Annotated in this window: 12 protein-coding genes; 3 read left to right on the top strand and 9 right to left on the bottom strand. The window is 65.8% G+C overall.

What is annotated here, in order from left to right:
- The first annotated feature begins 338 nt into the window (after positions 1–338).
- Positions 339–533, top strand: coding sequence for a hypothetical protein (locus ACLMAL_RS33880; protein WP_328412425.1), 195 nt, complete (start codon positions 339–341; stop codon positions 531–533).
- Between the two features lie 772 nt (positions 534–1,305).
- On the opposite strand, the gene eutC is transcribed toward ACLMAL_RS33880, so the two are convergent.
- The 6 genes from eutC to ACLMAL_RS33850 form a co-directional block, all read right to left on the bottom strand.
- On the bottom strand, positions 1,306–2,097 hold the full coding sequence (gene eutC / locus ACLMAL_RS33875; protein WP_412002793.1) for an ethanolamine ammonia-lyase subunit EutC: 792 nt from the start codon (positions 2,095–2,097) through the stop codon (positions 1,306–1,308).
- The gene (locus ACLMAL_RS33870) at positions 2,094–3,506 is read right to left on the bottom strand and encodes an ethanolamine ammonia-lyase subunit EutB (protein WP_412002792.1); all 1,413 of its coding nucleotides are present in this window, start codon (positions 3,504–3,506) and stop codon (positions 2,094–2,096) included. The genes eutC and ACLMAL_RS33870 overlap by 4 nt, the downstream gene beginning before the upstream one ends.
- Positions 3,503–4,936, bottom strand: coding sequence for an ethanolamine permease (gene eat, locus ACLMAL_RS33865; protein ID WP_328399390.1), 1,434 nt, complete (start codon positions 4,934–4,936; stop codon positions 3,503–3,505). Before eat ends, ACLMAL_RS33870 begins: the two co-directional genes overlap by 4 nt.
- 25 nt (positions 4,937–4,961) lie before the next feature.
- Entirely contained in the window at positions 4,962–5,519 is a 558-nt protein-coding gene (locus tag ACLMAL_RS33860) for a DUF779 domain-containing protein (RefSeq protein WP_412002791.1), read from the bottom strand.
- Positions 5,519–7,042: an aldehyde dehydrogenase gene (gene adh, locus ACLMAL_RS33855; RefSeq protein ID WP_328399394.1), complete on the bottom strand. Its 1,524-nt coding sequence runs from the start codon at positions 7,040–7,042 to the stop codon at positions 5,519–5,521. The genes ACLMAL_RS33860 and adh overlap by 1 nt, the downstream gene beginning before the upstream one ends.
- Positions 7,043–7,134: 92 nt before the next feature.
- Complete coding sequence (locus ACLMAL_RS33850; protein ID WP_412002790.1) at positions 7,135–8,442, bottom strand: transcriptional regulator; 1,308 nt, start codon at positions 8,440–8,442, stop codon at positions 7,135–7,137.
- A 62-nt stretch (positions 8,443–8,504) separates the two neighbouring features.
- Here ACLMAL_RS33850 and ACLMAL_RS33845 point away from each other — a divergent pair, with 62 nt between their 5' ends.
- Positions 8,505–9,182, top strand: a complete 678-nt coding sequence (locus ACLMAL_RS33845; RefSeq protein WP_412002789.1) for a GNAT family N-acetyltransferase — start codon at positions 8,505–8,507, stop codon at positions 9,180–9,182.
- A 58-nt stretch (positions 9,183–9,240) separates the two neighbouring features.
- Here ACLMAL_RS33845 and ACLMAL_RS33840 read toward each other — a convergent pair whose 3' ends face one another.
- On the bottom strand, positions 9,241–9,537 hold the full coding sequence (locus tag ACLMAL_RS33840; protein WP_328399400.1) for a hypothetical protein: 297 nt from the start codon (positions 9,535–9,537) through the stop codon (positions 9,241–9,243).
- Positions 9,538–9,859: 322 nt separating this feature from the next.
- Here ACLMAL_RS33840 and ACLMAL_RS33835 point away from each other — a divergent pair, with 322 nt between their 5' ends.
- Positions 9,860–10,165, top strand: coding sequence for a hypothetical protein (locus ACLMAL_RS33835; RefSeq protein WP_328399402.1), 306 nt, complete (start codon positions 9,860–9,862; stop codon positions 10,163–10,165).
- 44 nt (positions 10,166–10,209) lie between these two features.
- On the opposite strand, the gene ACLMAL_RS33830 is transcribed toward ACLMAL_RS33835, so the two are convergent.
- Together ACLMAL_RS33830 and ACLMAL_RS33825 are read right to left on the bottom strand one after the other, a co-directional pair.
- On the bottom strand, positions 10,210–11,547 hold the full coding sequence (locus tag ACLMAL_RS33830) for a hypothetical protein (protein WP_412002788.1): 1,338 nt from the start codon (positions 11,545–11,547) through the stop codon (positions 10,210–10,212).
- Positions 11,544–12,048 (bottom strand): hypothetical protein (locus ACLMAL_RS33825; RefSeq protein ID WP_412002787.1); only part of this gene is annotated, 505 nt, incomplete at its 5' end. The genes ACLMAL_RS33825 and ACLMAL_RS33830, both read right to left, overlap by 4 nt.

Genomic DNA, 12,048 nt, shown 5'->3' with positions numbered 1-12,048 from the left:
GGCTGGGCAGTAGACCGCCCAGCCACGTCACCCAGGCGCCGCAGGTTCGCGTTCATCGGGTTGGTCAGCCTGCATACACCCCAATAGCGGTAGGGCGTCATGCCAATGTCCACGAAGGGTGGGCGGAATTGCTGCCATGAACTCAGTCTGCCCCGACAGACATGCTCCCTGCCCAGGCCACAATCGAAGGATCAGAGATGAGAGGAAGGCGATGCGATGAAGGACTTCAGGCAGCTCGAGGCCCATGGTGTGGGCCGCACCGTTCGTCCGCCTCTTCGGCAGGCTCGGCCAGACGGTCTGTCTGCGCGCATCCGACCTTCGATCACCCGGAGAGCACCATGAAGAAGCAACCCGTCGAATGCCGCCTCCGGATCGGATCCGGAGCGCTGGCCCTCGCGTTCCGAGCGACCGTGGAGCAGGCTCGCAATTTCACTGCGGCACTGGCGAAATGGTCACCCGCACTGCAGGTGACCATCGATAGCGACATCTCCGCCGTGCTGCCTGAGCTCCCCTGCTCGCGGCTGTGGGATTGAGTCAGCGACTCGACATGACCGCAACTGCTTGCTCGCGGTGGACGAGTCAGCCCTGCACTGCGACCCTCAGGGCATCACGGCAGCGAGTCCGGCAGCAACTGAGCGAGTTCTCGCTCGATACACAGCGCTGCCGTGTAATGGCCGTCGGAACGTAGATCGGCAATCCGTTGCTGAATGGCCGCGATCCCGCACTCCATGGCGACATCGACCAGACTGACTTTGCCCTGTGTGTTCCGACCAGGCCGACCTCTGGTCGCTGCGCTCTTTGCGCCGATGCGATCTACCGCAATGCCACACGGGCGAACGGGCCTTATTTGCACCGATTGTTCGGTCATCTGAGGTACTTCCTGAATGATCAATAGTGCGGGTGGATAGTTGCCACACGGCCTGCGGACTGCGTCGGTCGACATGATGAGCATGGCCGAGCGGCCGACGTTGCGCATCGGTAGCTCGCCGTATGTGCTCCCTCTGTGTTGCGTAGGTAGTCGATGGCAAGACCCACGGGCGGCCGCGCTAAGAGGCCCGAATGGATTACCCTGCCTGCCGGGTCGCCGAGCCGCAGGTCACAGTTCGCGTTGACGGTTCTTGTGGCCGACGACGTGGCTGCGGCCGAACATGAGGGCTCCCGGATCGGTCGGTATACGTACGTACCTCGCTGGAGTGCGATGCCGTCATTCTCGCGGCGGCGGGCTGCAGGAATACCACTATCACCGCACTGCGAGGCGGAGCCGTCAAACGGTTGGCACACAATTGTCGTCGATTATTCAACGTGTTATTCGACCGGCCCCGGAATCGTCAGCACCGCGGTGGAAACCAGCTCTTCGGTGCGGGAGGTGTCCTTGAGGTCCACGCCGGATCTGCCCAGCTTCCGTGCGCCGGAGATCAAGCTGGACACCACCTTTGCCGCCTGGTGGTAGCCGAGGCCTTCGGGCGGATGAATATTGGAGATGCAGTTGCGGTCGGCGTCGGTCCGGCCGGGCTTCGGCAGGTGGGTGAGGTAGATGCCGAGGCTGTCGGCCACCGAGAGGCCCGGGCGTTCGCCGATGAGCACGACCAGGGTGCGCACGCCCATCGCGGTGGCGATGTGATCGCCGAGGGCGACGCGGGCTTGGGTGGCAATGACCGGAGGCGCGATCGAATAGCTGTCGGCGAGTTCTTCCGCGAGGGCGGCAAGTAGCGGTGCGCCGTGGTCCATGAGCGCGCGTGGGGACAGTCCGTCGCCGAGGACGAAGCCGAGGTCGGCACCGGTGTGGGGGACAGCGGTCAGGTCGGCGGGGAGTCGGCCGAGGTCGGGGCGGCGCAGGTATTCGGGTCGGGAGGTGGCCCGGCTGCCGACGGTCACGGGGGCGCCGAGGCCGACGGCTTCGACCCGAGTTGCCAAGGCGGACACGTCGAGTGGCAGGTGTACCGCGTCGCGGGCCGCGGCATGGGCCGAGCGGAATTCGAGCACACTCGCGGTCGGCAGCGCATCGCCGACCCGGCCCAAACCGATCCTGGACTGCGTGCTCGGGCGCAGCGTGTCCCAGAAGTCTTGTGGCGCTTGGTGTCTGCGCTCGATGCTCATAGCGCTCCGGTCAATTCGCGCAGCGGGGAGGAGGCGATTTCGACCGGAAGTATCCGGCCCGCCGCATCGGCCATGCCGAGTCCTTGCAGCCACGTCTCGAATTCCGGCGCGGCCCGCAGGCCCAGTACCCGCCGCGCGTACAGGGCGTCGTGGAAGCTGAGGCTCTGGTAGCCGAGCATCACGTCGTCGGCGCCGGGCACTGCGATGACGAACGCCGCTCCGGCCGCACCCAGGAGGGTGAGCAGGGTGTCCATGTCGTCCTGGTCTGCTTCGGCGTGGTTGGTGTAGCAGACGTCGACGCCCATGGGCAGGCCGAGCAATTTGCCGCAGAAGTGGTCTTCGAGACCGGCCCGGATGATCTGTTTGCCGTCGTAGAGATATTCGGGGCCGATGAAGCCGACGACCGTATTCACCAAGAGCGGCTGCAGGTCTCTTGCCACCGCGTAGGCGCGGGCCTCCAGGGTCTGCTGGTCGACGGGTTTGCCGCCGGTGCCCAGGTGCGCGCCCGCGGACAACGCCGATCCCTGCCCGGTTTCCAGGTACATCACGTTGTCGCCGACGGTGCCGCGATGCAGCGATCGCCCCGCTTCGTTGCCTTCGCGCAGCAGCGAGATGTTCACCCCGAAGCCGGTATTCGCACCTTCGGTGCCCGCGATGGATTGGAAGACCAGATCCACCGGAACGCCCTGCTCGATCAGCTCGATCGTGGTGGTCACATGCGAGAGCACACACGACTGGGTCGGAATGGCGAAGCGCTGCCGGATCTCGTCGAGCAGGTGCAGCAGATCCGCGGTGGCATGCGGCGAATCGGTTGCCGGATTGATGCCGATCACGGCGTCGCCGCAGCCGAGCAGTAGGCCATCGAGGGTTGCGGCGGCGATACCGCGCGGGTCGTCGGTCGGATGGTTGGGTTGCAAGCGGGTGCTCAGTCGTCCGGGCAGCCCGATCGTCGTGCGGAAGCCCGCCGTCACCTCGGCGGCACGGGCGACCGCGATGAGGTCCTGATTGCGCATGATCTTGCTGACCGCGGCCACCATTTCCGGTGTCAGCCCCGGGGACACCGCACGCAGCCTGGTGGCGGCGTCATCGCGGGCCGATGTCTCCATCAGCCAGTCCCGCAGGCCGCCGACGGTCAGATGCGAGATCGCCTGGAAGGCAACGCGATCGTGCGAGTCGATGATCAGCCGGGTGACCTCGTCGTCTTCGTAGGGCACCAAGAGTTCGCGGAGGAACCATTCGAGCGGCACCTCCGCCAGCGCCCACTGCGCGGCCGCCCGCTCGGCGTCGGATGCCGCCGCGCAGCCGGCCAATTCGTCGCCGCCACGCCGCGGCGTCGCCTTGGCCATCAATTCGACAAGGCTGTCGAAGGTGTAGTTGGCGCCGCCGATCTGCTGGTGATAGATCGTCATTCGAGCTCCTCCTCCGCCTTGGCCAGGGCGGCGAACTCCTCGTCGGGCGAGTTGGCGACCAGGTGATGGCGACTGTAGAGGCCGAAGTAGGCCATGAACCCGGCGAAGGCGAGCAGGGTCCAGGTCGCGGCCGTGCGGTCGACGAGGAAGGTGGCGATGACGGCGGCGCAGGCGATCACGAGGGCGAAGGCCGTGGTGAGAATGCCGCCCGGGGTGCGGTAGGGCCGCGGCATGTTCGGCTCGCGGACGCGCAGCACGATATGGCTGATCATCATGAGCACGTAGCTCACCGCCGCGCCGAAGACGGCCATGTTCAGCAGCATCGCGCCCTCACCGGTCAGCGAGAGTGCGAATCCGATGATGCCGGGCACGATCAGCGCGAGCATCGGCGCTTTGCGCGCGTTGGTGACCGACAGGCTCGTCGGCAGGTATCCGGCCCGCGAGAGCGCGAAGGTCTGGCGCGAGTAGGCATAGACGATCGAGAAGAAGCTTGCGACCAATCCGGCCAGACCGATGTAGTTGACGAGCTTGGCGGCGCCGGAATCGCCGAGCGCCTCGACCAGCGGGTTGCCCGAGGTCGAAATCGCCTCGGCGCCGAGCGCGCCGGTGGCGAGGAAGAGTACGGCCGCGCCGGTGACGATCAGCACCAGCATGCTGATGATGATGCCCTTGGGCACGTTCTTCTCCGGCTCCCGCGCTTCTTCGGCAGCCAGCGGCACACCCTCGACGGCCAGGAAGAACCAGATCGCGAAGGGGACCGCGGCCCAGATCCCGAAGTATCCGAACGGCAGGAACGACGAACTGCCCACAGCCGCGGGATCGGCCGGGATGTCGGTCAGCTTTCCCGCGTCGAACAATCCCCAGGCCGACACCGCGAAGACAGCCAAACCGACCAACGCGATCGCGGTGATGACGAACATCGCCTTCAGCGCCTCACCGGCACCGGTGAGATGAATGCCGATGAACAACGCATACACCGCCAGATAGACCCACCAGCCGTCGGTGATGCCGAACAGGTTCAGCGATTCGACATAGGCGCCGATGAACGTCGCGATGGCGGCGGGCGCGATGGCGTACTCGATGAGAACGGCTGCGCCGGTGGCGAAGCCGCCCCATGGCCCGAGCGCGCGCCGGGCGAAGGTGTAGCCGCCACCCGCGGCGGGCAACGCCGAGGACATCTCGGCCATGCCGAGCACCATGGCCAGGTACATGCCTGCGATTACCACGGTGGCGATGAGCAGTCCGCCGAAACCGCCTTGCGCCAGGCCGTTGTTCCAGCCGGCGTAGTCGCCGGAGATCACGTAGCTGATGCCGAGACCGGCGAGGAGTAACCAGCCCGCGGACCCCGACTTCAGGGTTCGCTTCGCGAGGTAGGCACTGTCCTCGGTGTGGAAGTCCTCGTGGGTGGGCTTATTGGTGGGGATCGCCATTGCGACCTCCTTCTTGCTGGATGAATCACAGGGTGTTCTGGGATGTTCCGCGGCCGGGAACAGGGCAGGCATCGGCCGCTTCGGCGACGACCTGGGGTTGGGTTGGTGGTGCGGGACGCTCGCCGCGCTCCCAGCCCGCGCCGGTCACAGTGTCGACCGTGGCCAGCGCGAGCAGTTCGGCTTGCTCGAAAACTCTTCCGCGACTGAGGAATCGGAACCCTTCCGGCGATTCCAGGCTGAATCCGGAACCACGTCCCGGCACGACGTCGAGGACGAGCTGGGTGTGCTGCCAGGCGGCGAACTGCGGGCCCGAGATCCACACCGGCGCGATATCGTCCGGTTCGGGCGCAGTGTCGGGCAGTTCGTCCACCAGCAACCGCAGATCCAGCAGTCCGAGCAACACATCGCGGTCGCCGACCACGAATTCGCCTGCGGGATAGCACATCGGAGCCGAGCCGTCACAGCAGCCGCCGGACTGGTGCAGCATCAGCGGCCCGTGCAGACCGCGGAGGCGACGGAGCAGATCCATCGCCGCCGCGGTGGCACGCACCCGCCGGGGGATTGCCGCAGCGGCATCGACCATCAGAAGAAGCCTTGCGCCTTCGACGCGTAGCCGACCAAGAGGTTCTTCGTCTGCTGGTAGTGGTCGAGCATCATGTGGTGGTTCTCGCGGCCGATCCCGGACTGCTTGTAGCCGCCGAACGCCGCGTGCGCGGGGTACTGATGGTAGGTATTGGTCCACACCCGCCCGGCCTGGATGTCGCGGCCGGCCCGGTAGGCCACCGCGCCGTCGCGCGACCACACACCCGCGCCGAGTCCATAGAGGGTGTCGTTGGCGATCTTGATGGCGTCGTCGTAGTCGGCGAACGAGGTGACCGAGACGACGGGGCCGAAGATTTCTTCCTGGAAGATCCGCATCGCGTTGTGTCCCGCGAAGACCGTTGGCTGCACGTAGTAGCCGCCGGACAGGTCGCCGCCGAGGTCGGCGCGCTCGCCGCCGGTGAGCAGTGTGGCGCCCTCGCCCTTGCCGATCTCGATGTAGGAAAGGATCTTTTCGAGCTGATCGTTGCTGGCCTGCGCGCCGATCATGGTCTCGGTGTCGAGCGGATCGCCCTGCCGCACAGCCTTGGTGCGCACCACGGCCGAGGCCAGGAATTCGTCGTAGATATCGGCCTGGATAAGTGCGCGCGACGGGCAGGTGCAGACCTCGCCCTGATTGAGCGCGAACATGGTGAAGCCTTCCAGGGCCTTGTCCTGGTAGTCGTCATTCGCGGCGAGCACATCGGAGAAGAAGATGTTCGGGCTCTTGCCGCCGAGCTCCAGGGTGACCGGAATCAGATTCTGGGAGGCGTACTGCATGATCAGGCGGCCGGTGGTGGTCTCGCCGGTGAATGCGATCTTCTTGATCCGCGGGCTCGATGCCAGTGGTTTGCCCGCCTCGACGCCGAAGCCGTTGACGATATTGAGGACGCCGGGCGGCAGCAGATCGCCGATGAGGCTGATCAGGAACAGGATCGAGGCCGGGGTCTGCTCGGCAGGCTTGAGGACGACGGCATTACCCGCGGCGAGGGCGGGTGCGAGCTTCCAGGTGGCCATCAGAATCGGGAAGTTCCACGGAATGATCTGGCCGACCACGCCGAGCGGCTCGTGGAAGTGGTAGGCGACCGTGTCGACATCGATCTCCGACAGCGAGCCCTCCTGGGCGCGGATGGCGCCGGCGAAGTAGCGGAAGTGGTCGATCGCGAGCGGGATGTCGGCGGCCAGGGTTTCGCGGATCGGCTTGCCGTTGTCCCAGGTCTCCGCGAGGGCGATCGCCTCGAGGTGCTGTTCCATCCGGTCGGCGATCTTGTTGAGGATGATCGCGCGTTCGGCAACCGAGGTCTTGCCCCAGGCCGGCGCGGCGGCGTGGGCGGCATCGAGGGCGAGTTCGATGTCCTCGGCGGTGCCGCGGGCGACCTCGCAGAACGGCTGACCCGTGACCGGTGTCGGATTCTCGAAGTATTGCCCCTTGACGGGCGCTACCCATTCGCCGCCGATCCAGTTGTCGTAGCGGGCCTGGAACGACATGGCGGCGTCGGGCGTTCCTGGGCGGGCGAAGACGGTCATCGAATGCTCCTCGGTCTTGTGACATTTCCTGCGGCAGGTGTGACCCGGAACACTACGAGCGTCCATGTTGCACGACAGTTGCAAAAAACTGGTCAAATGCCCAATTTGTGGTCGAGCAGCGTCAGCTGGGATTTGACCTGGGCATACATCGAGGACTGGCGGTCGAGGGAAGCGAGGTAGGCGGTCCACGCGGCAACGTCGTCGCGCCCGTCGACCGAACTGGTCCACCGGCCGAGCAGCCTGCGATCACCCGCCGTCAGCAGGGCGGCACGCAGTCGACCACGCAACTCGGCGCGCCGCTCGGTGATGCCGGGCGCCAGCGAGCGGGGCAGGATCGGGCCCGGATAGGCGCGCAACGCCGCCGTCGTATCGCCGCGCGCGAGTGCCCGTCGGACCTCGTCGACATCGGTGTCGAGCTCCATCAGTAGTCGATACGGTCGCGAGGCGAGACCGTTGGCGCCCAATAGCTTTCGCACTCGGGACAGCTCCGCCCGCACCGTCACCGGATCCAGCTCCGATTCGTCGAGCAGCATCGCGAGGTGGTCGGCGCTCAGTCCCTCCGGGTGGTCGGCCAGCAGCAACAGGATCTCGGCATGCCGCTGCGACATCCGGATGCGCTCACCGTCACGGGTCAGCGACGGACGGTCCGAGCCGAGCACCCGCAGTCGCGGCGTCGCCGCATCGAGCGGCTTGGGCGAGTTGAGCAGGTGCAACCGCAGCTCGGATTCCGCGGCCAGCACAGTTGCCCTGATCAGCGACAATGCCTCCACCGCGGCGACGCGCGGGCCGCCGGTGATGTCGATGGCTCCGATGATTTGGCCGGTGAGCGGATCGTGCACGGGGGCGGCCGAGCAGCTCCACTCGTGCGCGACGCGGCTGAAGTGTTCGGCCCCGAAGATCTGCACGTGGTGATCGAGGGCGAGTGCGGTACCAGGGGCATTGGTGCCGACCCTGTCCTCACTCCAGTCCGCGCCCTCCACGAAGTTCATCGCAAGGGCCCGGTCCTTGACCCTCGAATCGCCCTCGACCCAGAGCAATCGGCCCTCGGCGTCACTGATCGCCACGAGCAGTCCGGCCTCGGCGGCGTCCTCGACCAGCAGTTTTCGCACCACCGGCCGGATGAGCGCCGTCGGATGCGCGGCCCGATACCGCTGCAGTTCCAGACCGTCGAGATCCACCGCATCGCCGAAGCCGTCCGGGTTCACACCGTTGTTGCGGCTGCGCCGCCAGGAATCGAGAACCACCGGACGCACCGAGCCGCCATCGGGGCGTGGCGTCGGCGGACGGTCGACGCCTTCGAGGAAGGAGCGGTGCGCGGACGACACTCGTTGCGCCAACTGCGTGAGGTCGTCATCCGGTCTGACGGCGACCCAGGGGTTGCCGCGCGCTGCTGTGTTCAATCGGTTTCCTTCGTGTTTGCTCGCAACCACTGTAACGCTGGTCACATATCGTTTATTCAGGGGTGACGGAGTTGGGGCGGACCGATGCACGACCTGTACACAAGCCGCTTGTGAATCGCGGTGGCGGCGCCGCCGAAGGTCGGCGGCCGCTAGGGTCGGAAGGCGTGCTGCAACCGGACTACCCGATAGTGACCGAGCGACTCCTACTTCGACCGGCAACCGTCGCGGACATCGACGACATGCATGCGTATAAGTCTCGGCCCGAAGTCTGTCGGTATTTGCCGTACGAACCGATGTCTCGCGTCGAGGTGGCCGAGCGGGTCTCGGGGGTGTGGGCCAGAACTGAGCTCACCGAAGTCGGTCAGGCGCTCAATCTGTGCGTCGAGGAGGCGACGTCCGGTCGGCTGCTCGGCGATGTCGTCTTGTTCTGGCGTGATGCCGAGAACCGCACCGGTGAGATCGGATTCGTGTTTTCGCCGGATGCGGCAGGGCGCGGTTATGCCACCGAGGCGGCGAGCGTGCTCTTGCGATTGGGGTTCGAAGGGCTGTCGTTGCACCGTATTACCGCAAGGCTGGATGCGCGCAATCATGCCTCCGCCCGTGTTCTGGAGCGGATCGGAATGCGTCGCGAAGCTTTGCATGCGCAAGACCTGTGGTCCAAGAACGAGTGGAGCGATACCGCGGTCTACGCGATGCTGAACCATGAATGGGAGCAGGCACCTCGGCTCCAAGGATCCTGACCGCTCCCATCCTGCCACCGGCACGTGCCTCTGCCTGCCGCGCGCGGTCGGCGGGTGTCTATAGCAGTTCGGCGTACATGGCGCCGTCGAGGACGCCGAACTCGATCTGGCGGGGGAACATCGTCGGATGACGAGTGGCCAAGTGGGCGTGGGTGGTTGCGATGACGGTGATCGCCCAGTCGTGCAGTTGTTCGGGCAGCTGTAGCAGGGTGCTGTCGGTGCAGCGAATGTAAGGGCGGGTCGGTTCGCCCGTTGCGGCCATTGGGTTGCCGAGGCCGACGTCGGCGACATCCACGATGAGTCCCGTGTGGCGTGGGGACGCGACTGTCGGCGGTTGCAGTTCGATCTCGTCCATGGCGCATGAGGATAGCCAGAAGTGAACTCGAGTCAGCTCGAATCGGCGGAGGTTCGTCGATATCGTGATAAATCGTTTCGGCAAGTGGTGTGCGGCCCAATAGCCAAGCACCGTAGCGTCGCCGAGGGCGGGCCAGGGCATCCAGGTGTCCGCGGGTTGACAGCTGCATTCGCAGTGTGGAGTTCGCAATACTGGATGTCGGTGTGGGAAGGTCGCCATATTGCTTTTGCAAGTACATCTGTCCTTGCAGGAGTACCGTACGCCACGGAAGGCGGGGTGTTCCATACCAAAAGAACACCGATCCAATCCAACGGAGGTTCGGGTGGAGGCGTTGATCTATGGGTACTTGCGTGAAGATTTGGCCGATGGTCGCAGTGCAGAGCTAGAGGATGCAATGAGCACCCTCGCCCGCGAGGCGGGCCTCTGCTTCGCCGCAACGTTCCATGAATCGACTTCAGGTGACGGTACCGCGTTCGCCGAGCTCACGCAGGAGCTCAAGCGGGCCGACGCGCACCATGTGGTGGTGCCGTCGCTCGATCATTTTGCCGGCCAGACGATTCCGCGATGCGTACTGCTCGCGAAGCTCACCGGGGAAGCGGCGGCCAAGGTCTGGACCATCGAGGGCTGAACAACGACCATTTCGGTAGTGCGTCTACCGGTCCCGCGGTCGATTCATCCGCCGAACAGCAGATACAACCCGGTGAAGGTGAATCCGACCATTGTCAGCATGAGGGCGAGCTGGCCGGTAGCGCGATGGGCGGGCGGTAGCAGGCGCAGGCAGCGGTCGTGGGCGGCGGTGACGCCGAGTACGTGACCGGTGAGGACAGCGAGCACCTTGGTGGTGGCCAGCACGGAGGGATGGTTCGACAGCACGTAGTGCACGCGGTGGCCCGCGAGCCCGAGCAGGTTCCAGCCACGCTGCCACGGATCTTCGAAGAGCAACAGCGTGTTCTGACCTTTCTCGACTAGAAAGGTCAGGTAGTGCGCGATCACGTAGCCCGCGATGATCGGTGTGATGCTGTGGGCGAGCAGGCCGGGCAGCCGAGCCCGCTCGACGCGGTCGAGACCGCCGGTCGCGCGGGCCGCCAGGCTGAAAACTGTTCCCACGACCAGGATTACGGTAAGCAGTCCGACTGTGCGAATCATCGTGGCAACCACCACCGAATCGCCGCCGAGCGAGTCGCGGAGATTCCGCCAGGCGGGCAGCGCGGAGAGGCTGTCGAAGGCAGTGGAACCCAACAGCGTCGCCGCAAGCGCAACGGACCCGGGCAGCACCGGGGTCCCGGCCAGGTTGTTCAGCGGTGCGCGCAAGACCAGAGCGCCCGACGGACGGCGGCGTCCCAGCGGGCCGAGTCGGGCCAGCAAACTGCTGTAGACCTCGAAGGGGTCGGCGCGCTCGGCCCACACCGTGCCGAAAAGAACAGTACCCGCGCCCGTGATCAGCACATACCCGAGCAGCCACCAGCCAACGGCCGCAACCGAACCGGGATCGGGTGTCGCAAGTTCCAGCCAGACGAAGGTGAACAATCCCAGCACCGCAGGCCGGCATCCCCACGACGACGGGTACCCGAAGAAGCCGTCTTCAGGACTGCGACCCGATATTCGACAGCCGAACCGGTGCACTGCCCGCACTGGTGAGATCACCTTCCAGACCGGCCCGAGCAGCAGTGACGCCAGCATCACCCCGACCCACAGGTAGATGTACACCACACCGGGGACCGGATTGCGGTGCGGCGAAGGCGAACCCGATACCACGATCAGTCCGACCACGCTCGCGGCACCAACGCTCGCCACCGCGATCAGTGCCCGAACCACCCGAGAATCGACCACCGACCCGACGATGGTGGGCAACAGCACGCCGGGTGAGTGCGGGTCCAGCCGGGGCCGCCGCCACACCACCAGCAGCACCGCGAACGAGAACGTCAGCGTCCACGCGGCGCCGATCAGTGCGTAGGACAACGGAATCGGCAGATCGGCTGCGCCGTCGATACCGTGCGCCAGCGGTGTCACTGGCGAATCAGCAGCGTGGTCACGGTCTTACCGGCATGGTGCAGTTCCACCTCGACACGACCGGGCACAACGACCGTGAATCGGAATTCCTGCCCGGCCCGGGGTTCGACAGGAAAGGTGTAGCCCGGCTCGGAGTGCACATGCAGTTCCTCGGTGGTGTCGCTGTCGACGCGAAGGACGATCGGCTGAAACACCCTCGCTTCGGTCCGCGTGTTCGTGGGAGTGACCGTCCCTCCGGCGATTCGCACCGCGATGCCGACCTCTGCGTCAGGGGGCACGGCCGGTGACGCTCGGTCCGGATCGGGAGTCGTCGAACAAGCGGCGACGATCGCCGACCCGGCAATGATCGCGGCAAGCATTTCTCCGGCGTCGCGCATCAGTTCTCCATAAGGTTGTAGGTGTTCAGGGCCGGGTGCCTTGAATGCCCAGGGCGGCGGGGTGTGGCTGATCAGTTCTTGCCGCTGGGTGGTTTCGAAGGAGTGGCCGCCCTGCCGTTCTGGA

Origin of the sequence: Nocardia sp. CWNU-33 (assembly GCF_046764895.1) — a bacterium.
In the GTDB taxonomy this organism is placed as follows: domain Bacteria; phylum Actinomycetota; class Actinomycetes; order Mycobacteriales; family Mycobacteriaceae; genus Nocardia.
This window is presented reverse-complemented; position numbering and strand designations above follow the sequence as displayed.